Origin of the sequence: Halomonas sp. SL1, assembly GCF_003030865.2 — a bacterium.
Taxonomy (GTDB): Bacteria; Pseudomonadota; Gammaproteobacteria; order Pseudomonadales; family Halomonadaceae; genus Halomonas; species Halomonas halophila.
Window position 1 is genome coordinate 1 of sequence record NZ_PYUQ02000014.1, and the last position, 18,500, is coordinate 18,500.

General features: G+C 67.5%; 16 protein-coding genes. 4 read left to right on the top strand and 12 right to left on the bottom strand.

Features of this window, described 5'->3' with window-relative positions; all coding sequences use genetic code 11:
• From pyk to puuE, 8 genes are all read right to left on the bottom strand, one after another.
• A partial coding sequence (gene pyk / locus C9J49_RS08610; protein WP_111382303.1) for a pyruvate kinase occupies positions 1–983 on the bottom strand: 983 nt, incomplete at its 3' end.
• Positions 980–2,350 carry a glycerate kinase gene (locus tag C9J49_RS08615; RefSeq protein WP_107181244.1) on the bottom strand — a complete coding sequence of 457 codons (1,371 nt, stop codon included), beginning with the start codon at positions 2,348–2,350 and terminating at the stop codon, positions 980–982. The genes pyk and C9J49_RS08615, both read right to left, overlap by 4 nt.
• Before the next feature lie 193 nt (positions 2,351–2,543).
• Positions 2,544–3,431: a 2-hydroxy-3-oxopropionate reductase gene (locus tag C9J49_RS08620; protein ID WP_107181245.1), complete on the bottom strand. Its 888-nt coding sequence runs from the start codon at positions 3,429–3,431 to the stop codon at positions 2,544–2,546.
• A 310-nt stretch (positions 3,432–3,741) separates the two neighbouring features.
• Entirely contained in the window at positions 3,742–4,521 is a 780-nt protein-coding gene (hyi, locus tag C9J49_RS08625; protein ID WP_107181246.1) for a hydroxypyruvate isomerase, read from the bottom strand.
• Positions 4,522–4,612: 91 nt separating this feature from the next.
• Positions 4,613–6,388, bottom strand: a complete 1,776-nt coding sequence (gene gcl / locus C9J49_RS08630) for a glyoxylate carboligase (protein ID WP_107181247.1) — start codon at positions 6,386–6,388, stop codon at positions 4,613–4,615.
• Between the two features lie 330 nt (positions 6,389–6,718).
• Positions 6,719–7,567, bottom strand: coding sequence for a bifunctional allantoicase/(S)-ureidoglycine aminohydrolase (locus tag C9J49_RS08635; RefSeq protein WP_046079387.1), 849 nt, complete (start codon positions 7,565–7,567; stop codon positions 6,719–6,721).
• 51 nt (positions 7,568–7,618) lie between these two features.
• Positions 7,619–8,107, bottom strand: coding sequence for an ureidoglycolate lyase (locus C9J49_RS08640; RefSeq protein WP_046079388.1), 489 nt, complete (start codon positions 8,105–8,107; stop codon positions 7,619–7,621).
• 71 nt (positions 8,108–8,178) lie between these two features.
• The gene (puuE, locus tag C9J49_RS08645) at positions 8,179–9,105 is read right to left on the bottom strand and encodes an allantoinase PuuE (RefSeq protein ID WP_046079389.1); all 927 of its coding nucleotides are present in this window, start codon (positions 9,103–9,105) and stop codon (positions 8,179–8,181) included.
• A 592-nt stretch (positions 9,106–9,697) separates the two neighbouring features.
• Here puuE and C9J49_RS08650 point away from each other — a divergent pair.
• The 3 genes from C9J49_RS08650 to C9J49_RS08660 all read left to right on the top strand — a co-directional run bounded on the left by C9J49_RS08650 (position 9,698) and on the right by C9J49_RS08660 (position 13,458).
• Complete coding sequence (locus C9J49_RS08650; RefSeq protein ID WP_046079390.1) at positions 9,698–10,459, top strand: aspartate/glutamate racemase family protein; 762 nt, start codon at positions 9,698–9,700, stop codon at positions 10,457–10,459.
• An 83-nt stretch (positions 10,460–10,542) separates the two neighbouring features.
• Positions 10,543–11,898, top strand: coding sequence for an NCS1 family transporter (locus tag C9J49_RS08655; RefSeq protein ID WP_107181248.1), 1,356 nt, complete (start codon positions 10,543–10,545; stop codon positions 11,896–11,898).
• Positions 11,899–11,997: 99 nt separating this feature from the next.
• On the top strand, positions 11,998–13,458 hold the full coding sequence (locus C9J49_RS08660; RefSeq protein ID WP_107181249.1) for an NCS1 family nucleobase:cation symporter-1: 1,461 nt from the start codon (positions 11,998–12,000) through the stop codon (positions 13,456–13,458).
• Positions 13,459–13,572: 114 nt separating this feature from the next.
• Here the strand turns inward: C9J49_RS08660 and C9J49_RS08665 are convergent, their stop codons facing one another.
• The 3 genes from C9J49_RS08665 to uraH form a co-directional block, all read right to left on the bottom strand.
• Positions 13,573–14,313, bottom strand: a complete 741-nt coding sequence (locus C9J49_RS08665; protein ID WP_046079393.1) for a GntR family transcriptional regulator — start codon at positions 14,311–14,313, stop codon at positions 13,573–13,575.
• A 114-nt stretch (positions 14,314–14,427) separates the two neighbouring features.
• Entirely contained in the window at positions 14,428–15,690 is a 1,263-nt protein-coding gene (locus C9J49_RS08670) for a urate hydroxylase PuuD (RefSeq protein ID WP_107181250.1), read from the bottom strand.
• Positions 15,691–15,754: 64 nt separating this feature from the next.
• Positions 15,755–16,108: a hydroxyisourate hydrolase gene (uraH, locus tag C9J49_RS08675; protein WP_046079394.1), complete on the bottom strand. Its 354-nt coding sequence runs from the start codon at positions 16,106–16,108 to the stop codon at positions 15,755–15,757.
• Between the two features lie 224 nt (positions 16,109–16,332).
• Here uraH and uraD point away from each other — a divergent pair, with 224 nt between their 5' ends.
• Positions 16,333–16,857: a 2-oxo-4-hydroxy-4-carboxy-5-ureidoimidazoline decarboxylase gene (gene uraD / locus C9J49_RS08680; protein WP_107181251.1), complete on the top strand. Its 525-nt coding sequence runs from the start codon at positions 16,333–16,335 to the stop codon at positions 16,855–16,857.
• 88 nt (positions 16,858–16,945) lie between these two features.
• On the opposite strand, the gene C9J49_RS08685 is transcribed toward uraD, so the two are convergent.
• Positions 16,946–18,373, bottom strand: a complete 1,428-nt coding sequence (locus C9J49_RS08685) for a uracil-xanthine permease family protein (protein WP_107181252.1) — start codon at positions 18,371–18,373, stop codon at positions 16,946–16,948.
• Between the last annotated feature and the right edge of the window lie 127 nt (positions 18,374–18,500).

Sequence of the window (18,500 nt, forward strand, 5' to 3'; positions counted from 1 at the left end):
GCGGAGAGCATCACCGCGTCGGTGGCGTCGAGCACGGCGTTGGCCACGTCGAACACCTCGGCGCGGGTCGGCAAGGGCGAGTCGATCATCGACTCCATCATCTGGGTGGCGGTGATCACCGCGCGGTTGAGGCTGCGGGCGTGCTTGATGATGCGCTTCTGGGTACCGATCAGCGTCTCGTCGCCGATCTCCACGCCGAGATCGCCGCGAGCCACCATCACCGCCTCGCTGGCCTCGATGATGCCGTCGAGGGTGGTGTCGTCGGCCACCGCCTCGGCGCGCTCGAGCTTGGCCACCAGGCCGATGTCGCGGCCGGCCTCGCCCAGCAGGTCCCGCGCCTCCTGCATGTCCGCGGCGCTGCGCGGGAAGGACACGGCCAGGTAGTCGACGCCGATGGCCATGGCGGTCTCCAGGTCGGCCTTGTCCTTGTCGGTCAGCGCCGGGGCGGAGAGGCCGCCGCCCTGCTTGTTGATGCCCTTGTTGTTGGACAGCTCGCCGCCCACCGCCACGGTGGTGTGGATGGCGCTGCCGTCGACGCGTTCGACGTCGAGCACCACCCGGCCGTCGTCGAGCAGCAGGCGGTCGCCGGCGGTGACGTCGTCGGCCAGCTCGCGATAGTCGCAGCCGACGCGGCTGGCGTCACCGGCCTGGCCGTCGAGGGCCACGTCGATGACGAAGGGTGCGCCTTCCTCCAGCACGACCTTGCCCTCGCTGAAGCGGGCGATGCGGATCTTGGGCCCCTGCAGGTCGCCCAGGGCGGCGACGCTGCGACCCTGGCGGGCGGCGATCTCGCGCACCGCACTCAAGCGGCGGCGATGGTCGTCGGCGGCGCCGTGGGAGAAGTTGAGGCGCACCACGTCGACGCCGGCGGCGATCATCTGCTCCAGCACGCCCTCACGGTCGCTGGCGGGGCCGAGGGTGGCGACGATCTTGGTGCGGCGGATCGGCTCGTGGATCGGGGCATGGGGCGGCAGTGTCGTCATGAATTCCTCGGCAGTACCAGGATGGCACGAAAGTCGTTGACGTTGGTGCGCGTGGGCCCGGTCACGATCAGGTCGTCCAGCGCCTCGAAGAACGAGTAGGCATCGTTGCGTGACAGATAGGCGTCGGCGTCGAGACCGAGCTCGCCCATGCGCGCCCAGCAGCCCGGCCCGACGATCGCCCCGGCGTTGTCCTCGGAGCCGTCGATGCCGTCGGTGTCGATGGCCAGGGCATGAATGCCGGCGGCGCCCTCGAGGGCCGTGAACAGCCCCAGCAGGTACTCGACGTTGCGCCCGCCGCGGCCGTCGCCGGCCACCGTCACGCTGGTCTCGCCGCCGGACAGGATCAGCAGCGGCCGCTCGAGCCCGGTCTGGGCCTCGAGGGCCATGCGGGCGTGCTCGCGGCCGAGCTCGCGGGCCTCGCCCTCGAGGTCGTCGCCGAGCAGGCGCACCTCGACCGCGTCGGCCTCGGCGGCGGCTCGGCCGGCCGCCAGAGCGTCCCGGGCGCGGGCCAGGATCTCGCTCTCATCGCGGGCGAAGCCCGGATCGTCCGGCCGCGGCGCCTCGTGGTTGGCCTCCAGCTGCCGGCGCACCGCGGCGGAGACCTCGATGCCGCGCCGTTCCAGGATCGCCAGCGCCTCGTCGGGGGTGGAGGCGTCGGGCAGCGTCGGCCCGGAGGCGATCAGCGAGGCCTCGTCGCCGGGCACGTCGGAGATCAGCCAGGTCAGCACCCGGGCCGGATGGGCGGCGGCGGCCAGGCGGCCGCCCTTGATCGCCGACAGGTGGCGACGCACGGTGTTGATCTCGCCGATCGGGGCGCCGCTTCGCAGCAGCGCCTTGTTGATGGCCTGCTTCTCGGCCAGGCTCACGCCGGGCGCCGGCAGGGTCATCAGCGCCGAGCCGCCGCCGGAGATCAGCGCGATGACCAGATCGTCCTCGCCGAGGCCGTCCACGGCCTCGAGCATGCGGCGGGCGGCCTTCTCGCTCAGGTCGTCGGGCATCGGGTGCGAGGCCTCGAGGATCTCGATGCGGCGCTCGGCGTCGCCCCCTCCCGGCGCGTCCTGTTCCTTGGAATCCGACGGCTGGGGGCCATGACCGTAGCGGGTCACCACCAGGCCGGAAAGCGGCGCCTCGGGCTGATGGGCGTCCCAGGCGCGCTCCAGGGCGGCAGCCATGGCCGCCGCCGCCTTGCCGGCGCCAACCACCAGGGTGCGGCCGGCCGGCGGCTCGGGCAGCCGGTCGGGCAGCAGGGTGTCGGGGTGCACGGCCGAGACGGCGATCTCACCGAGCCGCTCGAGCCAGGCGCGCGCCGCCTCGGGGCGCTCGCCGAAGGCTTCCGGGGAAACAGTCCGCGGGGAAGGGACATTCATTCAGGGGTCTCCTTGGCAAAAGGGCCCGGTGACGAGCCAGGGGTCCATAGGGGAAGACTCGCCACCGGGCAAGGAGCCGTCAAGCGACGGCCCCGGCAGACGACGACCCGACGCCTGCCTTCAGGGAGCAGTCACCTCCCCATCCTGCATCGTGGCTCGGCGCCGTGTGACGCCGGGCCGCGCTGGCATGGCATCACTGACTGCCGATCTCGTGGTCGGCCAGCGCCTCCAGGGCGCGGGCGATGCCGGCGTGGTCCCAGTCGGCGCCGCCGTGGGCGACGCAGGCCTGGAACAGCTGCTGGGCATTGGCGGTGCCGGGCAGCGCGAGGTCGAGGCTGCGCGCGCCTTCCAGCGCCAGGTTGAGGTCCTTCTGGTGCAGCTTGATCTTGAAGCCGGGATCGAAGGTGCGGTCGATCATGCGCTGGCCGTGCACATCGAGGATCTTCGACTGGGCCAGGCCGCCGAGCAGCGATTCGCGGACCTTGGCCACGTCGGCCCCGGCCCTGGAGGCGAACAGCAGGCCCTCGGAGACCGCCTCGATGGTCAGCGCGACGACGATCTGGTTGGCCACCTTGCAGGTCTGGCCGGCGCCGTGGCCGCCGATATGGGTGATGGTCTTGCCCATCACCTCGAGCAGCGGCTCGGCGCGGGTGAAGCCTTCCGGGGTGGCGCCGACCATGATGGTCAGGGCGGCGTTGATGGCGCCGCCCTCACCGCCGGAGACCGGGGCGTCGACGTACTCGCCGCCGGCCTCATGGATGCGCCTGGCGAATTCCTGGGTGGCCAGCGGGGCGATCGAGCTCATGTCGATCACCAGGGTGCCGGGCTTCAGCCCCTCGATGACGCCGCCCTCGCCGAACAGCACCTCCTCGACGTCCGGGGTGTCCGGGACGATGGTGATGATCACCTCGGAGGCCTCGGCGACCGCTTTGGGATTCTCGAGCTCCTGCATGCCCTGGCCGGCCAGGGTCTCGTCCAGGGGGCCGCGCTTGACGGTGGTCAGCTCATGGCCGGCGTCCAGCAGGTGGCCCGCCATGGGACGGCCCATGATGCCCAGTCCGATAAAACCGATCTTGCTCATGATGCGTCTCCCGTTTGTCTCTGTTGTCGTCGTGATCTCGAAGGCAGCACCGCTGCCGGGTTTTCATTGGGCAGGCCTCGGCCACGCCACCAGATGATGAGCGCCGGGGGCAAGACAAAGCGAGGGTCCTACGCCAGGGGTGAGGAGGCTTCCTCCGAACGGGCTGGCCATGGATGGCCAGCACCGGCCCTGCAAGCGGCGCAGGATCCATGAGCCCCGCAGGGCGTCGATAGCGCCCAGGGAAGGGTTCACAGCGCCCTCGCGGCGTCTTGGCACCGGGAAAGCTCATCCCGGCATCGGCACGACGCCCTCAACCTCTAGCCGCATCCAGCCAGCCCAGCCCCTCCTGGGTCGACCCGGCCGGCTTGTACTCGGCGCCGATCCACCCCTGGTAGCCCAGTCGGTCGAGATAGGCGAACAGGAAGGGATAGTGGATCTCGCCGGTGCCCGGCTCGTGGCGGCCCGGATTGTCGGCCAGCTGCACGTGGGCGATGCGGTCGATGTTCGCCTCGATAGTCGGCGCCAGGTCCCCTTCCATGATCTGCATGTGATAGATGTCGTACTGCAGCTTCAGGTTGCCGCTGCCGACCTCGTCGAAGATCGCCAGGGCCTGCTCGGTGCGGTTGAGGAAGAAGCCCGGAATGTCGCGGGTGTTGATCGGCTCGGCGACCAGCAGGATGCCGGCGGCCTCGAGCTTCCCGGCGGCGAAGCGCAGGTTGTCGACCAGCGTCCGACGCGCCTGCTCCAGGCTCACGCCCTGCGGCTGGATGCCGGCCAGGCAGTTGACCTGGGTGTTGCCGAGCACCTTGGCATACTCGATGGCGCGGTCGACGCCTTCGCGGAACTCCTCGACGCGATCCGGGTGACAGGCGATGCCGCGCTCGCCGGCGCCCCAGTCGCCGGCTGGCAGGTTGAACAGCACCTGGGTCAGGCCGTTGTCGTCGAGGCGCTTCTTGATCTCGGCGGCCTCGAAGTCGTAGGGGAAGAGGTACTCGACGCCCTTGAAGCCCGCGTCCGCGGCGGCCTTGAAGCGGTCGAGGAAGTCAACTTCGGTGAACAGCATGCTGAGATTGGCGGCGAACTTGGCCATGTGAATCTCCCTGTGTCTTGTGGTGTGGGTCAGCGTACTTGTCCCGCCATCCGGCCACCGGTCCCCACCGATGGCCGGGCGACGACCGTGCTCAGCGAAGCGCAGCGATCGAGCTCGGGGCGTCGGCGACGTTCTCGGCCAGCGCCTCGAACTCGTTGATGCCGGTCAGGTCGGTGCCCATGGCGATGTTGGTCACCCGCTCGAGGATCACCTCGACCACCACCGGCACCCGGTACTGCTTCATCAGATCGCGGGCCTCGGCGAAGGCCTCGCCGATCCGGCCGGGCTCGGTGACGCGGATCGCCTTGCAGCCCAGGCCCTCGACCACGGAGACGTGGTCCACCCCATAGCCGTTGATCTCGGGGCAGTTGATGTTCTCGAACGACAGCTGCACCTGGTAGTCCATCTCGAAGCCGCGCTGGGCCTGGCGGATCAGCCCCAGGTAGGAGTTGTTCACCAGCACGTGGATGTAGGGCAGGTTGAACTGCGCGCCCACGGCCAGCTCCTCGACCATGAACTGGAAATCATAGTCGCCCGACAGCGCGACGATCTCGGCCTCGGGATCCGCCCGACGCACCCCGAGCGCGGCCGGAATGGTCCAGCCCAGCGGGCCCGCCTGGCCGCAGTTGATCCAGTGACGCGGCCGGTAGACGTGCAGGAACTGGGCGCCGGCGATCTGCGACAGGCCGATGGTGCTGACGTAGCGGGTGTTCTTGCCGAAGGCCTTGTTCATCTCCTCGTAGACCCGCTGCGGCTTGACCGGCACCTCGTCGAAGTGGGTCTTGCGCAGCAGGGTGCGCTTGCGTTCCTGGCAGGACTCGGCCCAGGCGCTGCGGTCCTTCAGCCGGCCCTCGGCCTGCCACTCCCGGGCCACCTCGATGAGGCGTTCGAGCGCCGATCTGGCGTCGGAGACGATGCCGTAGTCGGGGCCGAAGATACGCCCGATCTGGGTCGGCTCGATGTCCACGTGAACGAAGGTGCGGCCCTCGGTGTAGGTCTCGAGATTACCGGTGTGACGGTTGGCCCAGCGGTTGCCGATGCCCATCACGAAGTCGGACTCGAGCAGGGTCGCGTTGCCGTAGCGGTGCGAGGTCTGCAGGCCGGCCATTCCCGCCATCAGCGGATGGTCGTCGGGGATGGTGCCCCAGCCCATCAGGGTCGGGATGACCGGCACCCCGGTCAGCTCGGCGAATTCGGTCAGCAGCTCGCTGGCGTCGGCGTTGATGATCCCGCCCCCGGCGACCAGCAGCGGCCGCTCGGCCTCGTTGAGCATGGCCAGCGCCTTCTCGATCTGGGCGCGGCTGGCGGTCGGCTTGTAGGCCGGCAGCGGCTCGTAGGTGTCGGGATCGAACTCGATCTCGGTCATCTGCACGTCGATCGGCAGGTCGAGCAGCACCGGGCCGGGCCGCCCGCTGCGCATCAGCTGGAACGCCTGCTGGAAGGCGCGCGGCACCTGGGCCGCCTCGCGCACGGTGGTGGCCCACTTGGTCACCGGGCCGGCGATGGCCTGGATGTCGACGGCCTGGAAGTCTTCCTTGTGCAGCTTGCTCACCGGCGCCTGGCCGGTGATGCACAGGATCGGGATGGAATCGGCGGAAGCCGAGTAGAGGCCGGTGATCATGTCGGTGCCGGCCGGGCCGGACGTGCCGATGCACACGCCGACGTTGCCGGGCCGGGCACGGGTGTAGCCCTCGGCCATGTGCGAGGCGCCCTCGACGTGGCGGGCCAGCACGTGGTCCACGCCGCCGACCGTGCGCATGGCGGCATAGAAGGGGTTGATGGCGGCGCCAGGCAGGCCGAAGGCAACATCGATGCCTTCCTTCCTGAGCACGTGAACGGCGGCTTCCGCGGCGGTCATGCGAGCCATGACGAGATCCTCCAGTGGCGTTGTTATGTTTTCTGGAAAATATTTCTGTATACAGAGACTAGGCTCGCCGCCGGCACCCCGTCAACGACTTATGGAAATTTTTTCCAGAATTTTATATAGGCAAAAAAATACCTTTAATTTCATACATATAAAAACAAACAAGACAGAAGGATTGTTGACAACAATCGCGCCGGGTCACCGATTCGCGATAACGGTCGAAGGCCGATGAAGATGATGCCTCGTATACCGGACCGCGCCCGGCCCCAGACGACGACACCCGCCAGAAGGCGGGTGTCGTCATACCGTGGCGTGCCGGGCCGATCGTGGGGATCAGCGGCGCTTGCTGTACGGCAGCGCCATATGCCGGTTCACGTCCTTGTACAGCAGGTAGCGGAAGGGCCCCGGGCCGCCCGCGTAGCAGGCCTGCGGGCAGAAGGCGCGCAGCCACATGTAGTCGCCGGCCTCGACCTCGACCCACTGCTGATTCAGGTGATAGACCGCCTTGCCCTCGAGCACGTAGAGACCGTGCTCCATGACGTGGGTCTCGTCGAAGGGGATCACACCGCCGGGCTGGAAGCTGACGATGTTGACGTGCATGTCGTGGCGCAGGTCGTCCTGGTCGACGAAGCGGGTGGTGGCCCACACCTCGTTGCAGTCCGGCATCACCGACGGCTCGATGTCGTTCTCGTTGGTGACGAAGGGCTCCGGCACCTCGACGCCGTCGACGAATTCGTAGGCCTTGCGGATCCAGTGGAAGCGCACCGGGGCATCGGACTCGTTGCGCAGCTGCCAGTCGGCGCCCGGCGGGATGAAGGCATAGCCGCCCGGCTCCATGCGGTGCTGCTCGCCGGCCAGGGTCAGGGTCATCTCGCCTTCCACCACGAACAGCACGCCCTCGGCGCCCGGGTCGGTCTCGGGGCGCTCGCTGCCGCCGCCGGGCGAGACCTCCATGATGTACTGGGAGAAGGTCTCGGCGAAGCCGGACAGCGGACGCGACAGCACCCACAGCCGAGTGTTCTCCCAGTGCGGCAGCTTGCTGGCGACGATGTCGCGGTAGACGCCCTTGGGAATCACCGCGAAGGCCTCGGTGAACATGGCGCGGTCGGTGGTCATCACCTTCTGGCCCGGATGGCCGCCCTGGGGAGCATAGTACTGACGAGAGTGCTGGCGCTGGCTCATGAGATGTCCTCTTCTGATCTGGTGTCTTGTTCCGGGATCGGCGCGGCGGCCTTACGGCAGGGTCACGCGGATGTCGATGGGGTGCTCGTCGCAGTTGTTGCCCTCGCCGCCCCGGTCGACGACCAGGAACTCGCCCTCGCGCTCCAGCACCGACTGGATGGCGTGCCAGGTGCCGGCCGCGTAGTTGACGCCCTGGCGGCCGTCGGTGACGAAGGCGCGCACCTCGGCGGGGTCGATGGCATCGCCGGGCGGGGCGACGACCACGATAAAGCGCTCCTCATGCAGCGGCATGAAGGCCTGGCTGCCCTGGGGATGACGCTCCAGGAAGGCGAGCTCCAGCGGCACCGTGACGGGCTGGCTGACGAAGATGCTGATCAGCGTGCGCGCCTGCTCGCCCAGCGTCTCGACCTTCGCGAGGTCGTGATAGCGGCGGGTGCGGCCGGCGTTGATGGGGAAGTAGTCGGACGTCCGGGTGTCGATCACCTCGCCGAACGGGGCGAAGGCCTCGGGCGTCAGGGGACGGGCTTCGAGTTCGAGCATGCGGTTCTCTCCTGCGGGAACGCGAACCAGGGCGGGCGAGATGTCGCCGGCCCCGGCACGCCTCGGATGGCTCAGCTGGCCGGATGATGCTCGGCCCAGTGGCGGGCGATGTCCACCCGACGGGTGACCCAGACACGATCGTGGGCCTCGATGTGGTCGAGGAAGCGCTGCAGGGCGCGGAAGCGACCGGGGCGGCCGAGCAGCCGGCAGTGCATGCCCACCGACAGCATCTTCGGCGTGTCCTCGCCTTCCGCGTAGAGCACGTCGAAGGCGTCGCGCAGATAGGTGAAGAAGTGATCCGCGGTGTTGAAGCCCTGCGGCGCGGCGAAGCGCATGTCGTTGGTGTCCAGGGTGTAGGGCACCACCAGATGGCTGTGCTCGCGGCCCTGGCTGTCGGCCTCGCGGGTCCAGAACGGCAGGTCGTCGCCGTAGTAGTCGCTGTCGTAGAGGAAGCTGCCCTCGTCGAGCACCAGGCGCCGGGTGTTGGGGCTGTCGCGGCCGGTGTACCAGCCCAGCGGCTTCTCGCCGTAGAGCGACTGGAAGATCTCGATGGCACGGCGCATGTGCTCGCGCTCGACGCTTTCCGGCACGTTCTGGTAGTGGATCCAGCGATAGCCGTGGCAGGCGATCTCGTGGCCCAGCTCCTTGAACGCCTGCGCCACCTCGGGGTTGCGCTCCAGCGCCATGGCCACGCCGAACACGGTCAGCGGCAGGCCACGGCGCTCGAACTCGCGCAGGATGCGCCATACGCCGGCCCGGGAGCCGTATTCATAGATCGACTCCATGCTCAGGTGGCGGTCCGGATAGGCATCGGCGCCGATGATCTCGGAGAGGAACTGCTCGGAGCCTTCGTCGCCGTGAAGCACGCAGTTCTCGCCGCCCTCCTCGTAGTTGAGGACGAACTGCACGGCGATGCGCGCCTTGCCGGGCCATTTGGCCTCGGGCGGAGTGCGGCCGTAGCCGATCAGGTCACGGGGATAGTCGCGTGTCGCGGTCATGGCGACGCCTCCTTGTTGTTGTAGGTGGTTGTTGTAAATCGCCTTTGTCGCCGTCGTTGCCGACGGCCCTTGCGCCTCGGAGCGCCATGATGAACAACAAGTGTATACAATTAAATTCTAGGGTGTGCTCACCTTGCTTGCAAGCAGCCTGCGCCGTCCTCGGTGCGCCCCGGCGTTCTCCGGGATCCGAGGCAATACTTCCGGCCGCCATGGCGACGGCACGCGATCAGCCCTCACGGCTCGCCCTCTATTTTGTATACAAAAACATCCGGATTGCCAATCCCCACCCGACGCCGCCCTTCCAACCGATGACCGGAGCAGCTATCTCGCCCTGGTGGCACATGAAGCGATATCCGACGGGTGATGACCTCGATGGACATCCGATCACCTCAAATTCTGAAGACCAAAGAATGTATACAATAAATGACGACACAATGGTGTTCTTGGAATATTCCCAAGACACTGTTTATCAAGGGGTAATAAAGCATTCCACCGGTTCCGGAGGCACCTTGATTTCCGACGGGGATTGGGCCTATTTTGTGTACAAAGAAAATCTCCCTTGTTCACAAAGATAATCAAAGCCGGAGATCCCATGCAGATTCGCGTCATCAACCCCAATACCACCCGCGGCATGACCGACACCATCGGCCACGCCGCCCAGGCCATCGCCTCCCCCGGCACCCTCATCAGCGCCACCCAGCCGGCCCATGGCCCGGTTTCCATCGAGAGCCACTTCGACGAGGCGATCAGCGCCACGGGCGTGCTCGAGGAAGTCGCGGCGGGCGAACGCGATGGCGTGGACGCCTACATCATCGCCTGCTTCGGCGACCCCGGCCTGCTGGCCGCCCGCGAGCTGACCCGGGCCCCTGTGATCGGCATCGCCGAGGCGGCCTTCCACATGGCCACCCTGATCAGCACCCGCTTCTCGGTGGTCACCACCCTGGGCCGCACCGGCATCATCGCCGAGCACCTGCTCGAGCAGTATGGATTCCGCCACCACTGCCGTCGGGTCCGCGCCGCCGAGATCCCGGTGCTCGACCTGGAAGACGACGGCGATGCGGCACTGACACGGATCATCGAGGAAGGCCGCCGCGCCCGCGACGAGGACGGCATCGGCGCCCTGGTGCTGGGCTGCGGCGGCATGGCCGATCTCACTGACGAGATCGCCGAGGCCGTGGGCCTGCCGGTGGTCGAGGGCGTGACCGCGGCGGTCAAGCTGACCGAGGCGCTGGTCGGCCTGGGACTGGGCACCAGCAAGGTCGGCGACCTGGCCTTCCCGCGGCCCAAGCCCTTCATCGGCCGCTACGCCCACTTCTCGGACCATGAAGCATCGGGCAACGACGAGACACGCTGAGCCCCGGCGCCGACTGCCGGCGCCCACCACCGCCCCGAGCGGACAATAACCACAATCACGGCACCCTTAGCGAGGATCCCACCATGAGCCTCTCGACTTCACGCTCCAACACGGACGATTCCGCCCATCACACCAAGGGGGCCGGCCACGAGTCACTGGCCCCGCAGCAGACCCGCATCATGGGACGCACCTCCTACCTGCTGGCCTGGTTCGGCGGCTGCGTCTCGATCGGTACCTTCACCATGGGCTCCAGCGTGGTCGGCACGCTGAACCTGCTCCAGGCCACCCTGGCGATCGCCATCGGCTGTTTCGTGATCGGCATCGCCCTGGCGCTGAACGGCGCCGCCGGCTACAAGTACGGCATTCCGTTCATGGTCCAGGCGCGCAGCGCCTTCGGCTTCTCCGGCACCCGCCTGCCGGGGCTGGTGCGGGCCGTGCCGGCCATCGTCTGGTACGGCTTCCAGAGCTGGATCGGCGCCGGCGCCCTGAACATGGTCTCGGCGACCCTGTTCGGCTTCGACAACCTGATCTTCTTCTTCATCACCTTCCAGTTCCTGCAGATCGGCCTCTCGGTGCTGGGCTTCCAGGGCATCAAGTGGCTGGAGAACATCGGCAGCGCCTTCATCCTGGCCTCGCTGGTCTACATGTTCTACAGCACCGTGCAACGCTACGGCGACGAGCTCTCGGCCAGCATGCTGACCATGGAAGGCTCCTGGGGCATGCCCTTCTGGGGCGCCACCATGCTGTTCCTGGGCATCTACAGCACCATGATGCTCAACGTCAGCGACTATTCCCGCGAGCACAAGGAAGGCAGCGGCCCGGGGCTGCTGACCACCCTCTACGCCATGTCGATCCTGCCCTGCACCCTGTTCATGGGCCTGATCGGCTACATGGTCTCCGAGGCCACCGGCGTCGCCGACCCCATCAAGGTGTTCGCCAACGCCGTGGACAACACCCCGCTGCTGATGACCACGCTGCTGTTCATCGCCTTCGCCCAGGTCACCACCAACGTGCTCAACAACGTGGTGCCGCCGACCTACGTGCTGATGGACGCCTTCAAGCTGAAGTATCGCACCGCCACCGTGATCGTCGGCCTGCTGGCCTTCGCCACCTTCCCCTGGGAACTGGTCAAGGACGAATCCGCGACCGGCCTGCAGATCTTCGTGCAGACCTACTCCGCCTTCCTCGGCCCGATCTTCGCGGTGCTGGTGGTGGACTACTACCTGATCCGTCGCCGCACCCTGGACCTCGGCAAGCTCTACGACGCCGAGGGCCCCTATCGTGGCGTCAACCATGCGGCGCTGATCGCCACCGCGGTGGGCGTGATCGCGGCCTTCAGCGTCTCCACCGTGTCCTGGTACGCCAGCCTGATTCCCGCCGGACTGACCTACTTCCTGCTGATGAAGCACTGGGGCCCCTGCCAGCGCTTCCGCGACTGATCCTCGCGCCCGGGCGGCACGCCCGGGCACGCAGCCCTCTCCTTCGGGGCGGGCCGTTTTTCATCGTCGTCATTCAAAACAAGAGACCAAGGCCATCCCATGACGGACCTGACCGACAAAGAGCTGGAAATCCGGCGCATTGATCCGCGCCTCTATAACGACGACCTGGCCCCGATCAAGAAGCGCGATCGAAACTGGGGCTGGTTCGAGATCTTCAACGTCTGGTCGAACGACATCCAGAGCCTGTTCGGCTACACCCTGGCGGCCTCGCTGTTCATCTCCTACGGCCTCAATGGCTGGGCGGTGATGGCGGCGATCATCCTCGCCGGCGTGGTGGTGATGGGGCTGGTCAACCTGACCGGCAAGCCCAGCGTCAAGTACGGCGTGCCCTTTCCGGTGATGATCCGTGCCAGCATGGGCGTGCACGGCGCCAACCTGCCGGCCATGCTGCGCGCCGTGATCGGCATCTTCTGGTACGGCGTGCAGACCTACTTCGCCTCCACCGCCATGAAACTGCTGCTGACGTCGCTGTTCGGCGATCCGGGTGGCCAGTTCCTCGGCATGTCGGCGCTGGGCTGGCTGTCGTTCGTGATCGTGTGGGCCTTCCAGATGGCGATGTTCTGGGCCGGCATCGAGCGCATCAAGCACTTCCTGAACTGGGCCGGGCCGCTGGTCTACGTGGTGATGGTGGCGCTGATGATCGTCGTCTGGGTCAAGGCCGGCGACGAGCTGCTGCCCGCGGTCGGCAGCATCTTCGAGGGCCAGAGCGACTATCACGGCAGTTCGATCGGCGCCTTCCTGGCCATCACCGGCACCATGATCGCCTACTTCGCCGCGGTGGTGATCAACTTCGGTGACTTCACCCGCTTCGTGAAGAGCGAGCGCGAGATGAAGCTCGGCAACCTGGTGGGCCTGCCGCTCAACGTGGCCTTCTTCTCCTTCATCGCCCTGATCATCACCGCCGGCACCCTGGTGCTGTTCGGCGAGACGCTGACCAATCCCTCGGACATCATCGAGCGGGTCGACTCGCTGCCGCTGACCATCGTCGCCGCCCTGACCTTCTTCGCCGCCACCGTGGGCATCAACCTGGTCGCCAACTTCATTCCGCCGGCCTATGACCTGGCCAACCTCTTCCCGAGCAAGGTCAGCTTCCGCCTCGGCGGCCTGATCACCGCCATCATCGCCTTCTTCGTCGGCGCGCTGTGGGTGTCCTTGATCAGCGATATCGGCGTCGCCGGATTCGTCAACGCCCTGGGAGCCGTCGTCGCGCCCTTCTACGGCATCATCGTGGTCGACTACTACGTGGTGAAGCGCCAACGCCTGGACCTGCAGGACATGTTCTCCAGCGCTCCGGACGGCGCCTATCACTACGTGAAGGGCTGGAACAAGCGCGCCATCGCCGCCTTCGCCCTGGCCGCGCTGTTCTCGATTGCCTCGGTGTGGGTGCCGGCGCTGGAGGCCTTGGGCGGCTATGCCTGGCTGCTCGGCGCCGGGCTCGGCGGGCTCCTCTACTTCCTGCTGATGCGCGGCCAGCGCCTGCCGGCCGCTCAACCCGCCTGATCAGCGGCGACCCGGTCGCCGCCGCAACGCACGCGCCCCGGCCCCTGTGACAGACAGTGGCCGGGGCGCAGGCATTTCAGGGCGTCGGATTCGGGACGTCGAAAGGACGGTGACTCAGCCGGAGAAGATCTCGTAGAGATCCGGGGCCTCGTCCGCGGGCTCGTGGATCGACAGCGAGGCCTCGATGGCCTTGAGGTGGCGGCTCATGAAGGCACGGGCACGCTCGCCATCGCCCTGCTCCAGGTAGCGCAGCAGGGCATCGTGGTCGTGGGACTCGCAGCCCAGGTGGCCGGCGTTGCCGTAGACGGCGAGGATCAGCGAGGAGCGCGAACAAAGCTGCTCGACGAAGGTCGCCAGGGTGTCGTTGCCGGAGAGCCGCGCCAGCTCGCCATGGAAGGCCGCGGAAAGCTTGATCGCGCTGCTCTGTTCGCCGGCCTTCAGGGCCTGGCGCTCCTCGCGCTCCATGTCGCGCAGCCGCTCCAGATCGGCGGCGGTGATGCGCCGGGCGACCTCGGGCATCAGCCCGCACTCGACCATTTGCCGCGCATCGAAGACGTCCTTGGCCTCCTCGGCGGTGGGCCGGGTCACGCTGGCCCCGCGCCGCGGGGTGAGGGTGACCAGCTGCTCCAGGGCCAGGCGCTGCAGGATCTTGCGGATGCCGGTACGGCTGATGCCGAAGACCTCCGACAGGGCGTCCTCGCGCAGCCGCGCCCCCGGCTTGAGACGGTGCTCGATGATCGCATCGCTGATCGAGCGATGGATCGCCTCGTGGCGCTCGGCCCCGTCGCCGTTCTTGCCGGGACGCCCGCTCCCCGAGGCCGGCTTGCGCTCGGCATCGACCTGGCGCTGACTCATGAATGGCTCACCTCCTGACGACTCATGACGCACATTGTATACGCTTTTTCCCCAACGAGACGACCGCCGCCCGTCGGCGACGGGCGGCGGTCGATCCCGCGAGCCGGCCCGGGCTCAGGGCGTCCAGGCGGCGATGCTGGCGCGTTCCTCGTCGGTCATCTGGGTCAGGTTGCCCAGCGGCATGTAGCCGCTCGCCACCACCTGCTTGACCTGGTCGGCCTGACGCAGCAGCTGCTCCCGGGTCTCCAGGGCCACGCCGGCGGGCGGTGCCGTGAAGGCCTCATGGGTAGGATGCTGGGCGTGGCAGGACGCACAGCGCCGCTCCATGATGCCGTGGATCTCGTCCACGGGGCCGCCGGAAGCGACGGTCGCTTCCTCGGCGGCAACGGCCCGGCCATCGGTCTCGCCATTTGTCTCACCAGCGGCCATCGGCGCGGCATTGCCGGCACCGCTCGGCGCGCCGATCCACACCGCCACCAGGATCAGCGCCACCCCGGCCGCGGGATAGGCGGGCCTGGTCTGGCCGGCGTGCATCAGCACGAAGAACTGGCGGATCAGGGCGCCGGCGAAGATGAACAGCGACATGATCACCCAGGACAGCTCATGGGTGTAGGTGAAGGAGTAGTGGTTGCTGAGCATCAGCAGCACTACCGGCAGCGTGAAGTAGGTGTTGTGCACCGAGCGCTGCTTGCCGCGCTTGCCGTCGAGCGGGTTGGGCGTCTCGCCGGCCTTCATCGCCTTCACCATGCGACGCTGGCCGGGGATGATCCAGAAGAAGACGTTGGCCGACATGGCGGTGGCCATCACCGCGCCGGTGAGCAGGAAGGCCGCGCGGCCGGCGAAGATCTGGCTGCTCAGGTAGGCGACCACGACCATCAGCACCGCCACGCCGAGGCTCAAGAGGCCGTCGCGCTCCATGTTGGGGCTGATGCGCTTGCACATCTCGTTGTACACCACCCAGCCGCCGAGCAGGAACGCCAGGGCCACGATGTTGGCCTGCCAGCCGGTGAGGTTGGCGGCCCATTCCCAGCTGCTGCCCGGGTTGACCAGATAGAAGCCGGGGTTGGCCATATAGAGCAGCACGAACAGCCCGAAGCCCGACAGCCAGGTGGTGTAGGCCTTCCAGAACGACCAGTGCAGGTCCGCCGGCAGCTTGGCCGGTGCGCTGGCGTACTTCTGGTTGTGATAGAAGCCGCCGCCGTGCACGGCCCACATCTCGCCGAACACGCCCTTCTGCTTGTCTTCCGCCGCCTTGGGCGGACGCAGGCTGTTGTCGAGCATCACGAAGTAGATCGACTCGCCGATCCAGGCCACGGCGGCGATCACGTGCAGCCACCTCAGCAGGAGGTTGGCGAAGTCCAGAAAGTAGGCTTCCATCGGTCAGGCCTCGTTGGAATGGTGCGATTGTTGTTGAGGTCGGAGAGGGTGCGAGGCGGGTTTCCTAGCTACCCCTATACGTGGAGTAGCTGTACGGCGAGAGCAGCAGCGGCACGTGATAGTGCTGCGAGGCATCGGCGACGCCGAAGCGCAACGGGATCACGTCGAGGAAGCGCGGCCCGTCCGCGGCCACGCCGCGGCGGTCCAGGTACTCGCCGGCATGGAAGACCAGCTCGTACTCGCCGGCGACGAAGACCTCGCCCTCCAGCAGCGGCGCGTCGCAGCGGCCGTCGTCGTTGGTCACGACCTCGCCGAGCCGCTGGCGCTCGCCGCCCGTCAGGCGGTAGATCTCGATGCGGATGCCCTCGCCCGGCAGGCCCAGGGAGGTATCCAGCACGTGGGTGGTGAGATAGCCCATCGTCGTCTCCTCGCGTGTTGTGGTGTGCCGCCGTCGTCCTTCGGGGCCCGAATCCGGGCGCCGATCCGGCCGGCGTACATCCTGTGATGACGCCCCATGGCGCGGGCATCACGTCTATCAACAGTTCTAGCCTTGGATAGCGTACATTTCAAACACTTTATTGTATACACTTTTATCGTTACCCTGAGACGGACCACATCGACGTCCATCACGGAGACCCGAGCATGAACCACAAGACGCTTTCCCCGCGCCCCAGCCAGCTGGACCGCGCCGCCTTCGTCGAGCAGTTCGGCGACATCTACGAGCATTCGCCCTGGGTGGCCGAGCTGGCCTGGCAGCGCGGCCTGAGCACCGAGCAGGACAGCCCCGAGGGCCTCGCCGCGGCCATGGGCCGGGTGCTGAACGAGGCCGACCCTGAGCGCCAGCTCGAGGTGATCCGCGCCCACCCGGACCTGGCCGGCAAGGCCGCCATCGCCGGCGATCTCACCGATGATTCCACCCGCGAGCAGGCCGGCGCCGGCCTCGACCAGTGCACGCCGGAGGAGATGGCCCGCTTCGAGCGCCTGAACGCCGCCTACAAGCAGCGCTTCGGCTTTCCCTTCGTGATGGCGGTCAAGGGCAGCGATCGCCACGCCATCCTGGCCGCCTTCGAGACGCGCCTCGAGCACGGCCTCGACAAGGAGCGCCGCACCGCCATCGAGCAGATCAACCGCATCGCCGCCTTCCGGCTGGAGGCACGGGTCGGCTGAGCGCCCCGCCGCTGCCAACCGCCTCACCAGAAAGGCGCCGCCGGAATCCCGGCGGCGCCTTTTACGTGCCCGCGGATGAGTGAAAACGTCAGTCGCCGGCGCCGGAGGCGACTCGGCCGCCGTCCGCCCGAGGCTCGCCACGGGCGGCCTGTTCGGCGGCGGCATCCGCCTCGGCGATGGCCTCGCGCTCCCGGGCCTCGTCGGCCAGGGTGGTACGCGGCAGCACCAGGTTGAGCACGAAGGCGGTGATCGCCGCGACCACGATCGGCGCCCCGCCGATCACGTTCTGCAGGGTCTGCGGGAACTCGGAGATGGCCGAGGGCACCGCGGCGATGCCCAGGCTGAGCGCCAGGGCCAGTCCGACGATGGTCATGTTGCGCGCCGACATCTCGTCCTTGGTCAGCAGTTGGATGCCGGTCATGGTGATCATCCCGAACACCGTGATGGTGGCGCCGCCCAGCACCGGATAGGGAATGGTGGTCATCAGGGCGCCGAACTTGGGGCTGAAGCCGGCCAGCAGCATGAAGACGCCGGCGATGGCCAGCACGGCGCGGCTGATCACCTTGGTCATGGCCACGATGCCCACGTTCTGGCTGAAGGTGGAGGTCGGCAGGGCGCCGAAGAAGGCGCTGACGGCGGTGGTCAGGCCGTTGCCGAGCAGGCCGCCGGTCAGCTCTCGGGTCCGCAGTTCGCGGTTCATGCCGGCCACGCTGGTCGCCGACAGGTCGCCGATGGTCTGCACCGAGTTGATCACGCAGATCACCACCAGCGAGACGATGGCGGCGGAGTGGAACTCCATCTCGAACGGCATCGGCGTCGGCACGGCGACCCAGGCGGCACTGGCCACCGGGCCGAAGTCGACCATGCCCAGCGGCAGCGCGACCAGGTAGCCGACCAGGATGCCGACGATGATCGCCGACAGCTTGACCACCCCGCGGCCGAACTGGGAGGCCAGCAGCACCGTCACCAGGGTCAGAGCGCCCACGCCCCAGTTCTTCAGCTCGCCGAACTGCGGCGCGTCGACGTTGCCGCTGCCGGCGATGTAGCGGATGGCGATGTCGTACAGCGACAGCCCGATCACCAGCACCACGGTGCCCGCCACCACCGGCGGAAAGAGGTGGCGGATGTACTGGATGAAGTAGCCCACCACCATCATGGTGATGCCGCCGATCAGCTGGGCGCCGAGGATGCCCTCGATGCCGAACTGGCCGCCCACGGCGATCAGCGTCGGCACGTAGGCGAAGCCCACGCCGAAGATCGCCGGCAGCCGGGCGCCGAACTTCCACACCCCGTAGAGATGGAACAGCGTGCAGACCCCGGAGGCCAGCACCGCGATCTGGATCAGCTGCAGCTTCTCCGCCGGCGTGGCGCCGACCACGCCGGCGATGATGATCGGTGGGGTGATGACGCCGGCGATCATCGCCAGCACGTGCTGCAGGGAGATCGGCAGCGCCTTGAGCAGGCGCGGCCTGCCGTGGAAGTCGAATAGCGAGGTGTTGTTGGTATTGCTCTGCATGGTCTCGGCCTTCGGTGTGGTGTTGTTGTGCGTTCAGCCGTCAGCGTCGCACCGGCAGGTTGATGCCGGCACTTGGATACACAATTATCGGTATCAAGAGATACCATAGCTACTAAAACTGTATACA

Bases quoted from the DNA above. Each gene is read 5' to 3' on its own strand.
- C9J49_RS08655 (WP_107181248.1), top strand. From the start codon at position 10,543: ATGAGCCTCTCGACTTCACGCTCCAACACGGACGATTCCGCCCATCAC.
- puuE (WP_046079389.1), bottom strand. From the start codon at position 9,105: ATGACCGCGACACGCGACTATCCCCGTGACCTGATCGGCTACGGCCGC.
- gcl (WP_107181247.1), bottom strand. From the start codon at position 6,388: ATGGCTCGCATGACCGCCGCGGAAGCCGCCGTTCACGTGCTCAGGAAG.
- C9J49_RS08620 (WP_107181245.1), bottom strand. From the start codon at position 3,431: ATGAGCAAGATCGGTTTTATCGGACTGGGCATCATGGGCCGTCCCATG.
- C9J49_RS08660 (WP_107181249.1), top strand. From the start codon at position 11,998: ATGACGGACCTGACCGACAAAGAGCTGGAAATCCGGCGCATTGATCCG.
- hyi (WP_107181246.1), bottom strand. From the start codon at position 4,521: ATGGCCAAGTTCGCCGCCAATCTCAGCATGCTGTTCACCGAAGTTGAC.
- C9J49_RS08670 (WP_107181250.1), bottom strand. From the start codon at position 15,690: ATGGAAGCCTACTTTCTGGACTTCGCCAACCTCCTGCTGAGGTGGCTG.
- C9J49_RS08665 (WP_046079393.1), bottom strand. From the start codon at position 14,313: ATGAGTCAGCGCCAGGTCGATGCCGAGCGCAAGCCGGCCTCGGGGAGC.
- C9J49_RS08635 (WP_046079387.1), bottom strand. From the start codon at position 7,567: ATGAGCCAGCGCCAGCACTCTCGTCAGTACTATGCTCCCCAGGGCGGC.
- C9J49_RS08685 (WP_107181252.1), bottom strand. From the start codon at position 18,373: ATGCAGAGCAATACCAACAACACCTCGCTATTCGACTTCCACGGCAGG.
- uraH (WP_046079394.1), bottom strand. From the start codon at position 16,108: ATGGGCTATCTCACCACCCACGTGCTGGATACCTCCCTGGGCCTGCCG.
- C9J49_RS08640 (WP_046079388.1), bottom strand. From the start codon at position 8,107: ATGCTCGAACTCGAAGCCCGTCCCCTGACGCCCGAGGCCTTCGCCCCG.
- C9J49_RS08650 (WP_046079390.1), top strand. From the start codon at position 9,698: ATGCAGATTCGCGTCATCAACCCCAATACCACCCGCGGCATGACCGAC.
- C9J49_RS08615 (WP_107181244.1), bottom strand. From the start codon at position 2,350: ATGAATGTCCCTTCCCCGCGGACTGTTTCCCCGGAAGCCTTCGGCGAG.
- uraD (WP_107181251.1), top strand. From the start codon at position 16,333: ATGAACCACAAGACGCTTTCCCCGCGCCCCAGCCAGCTGGACCGCGCC.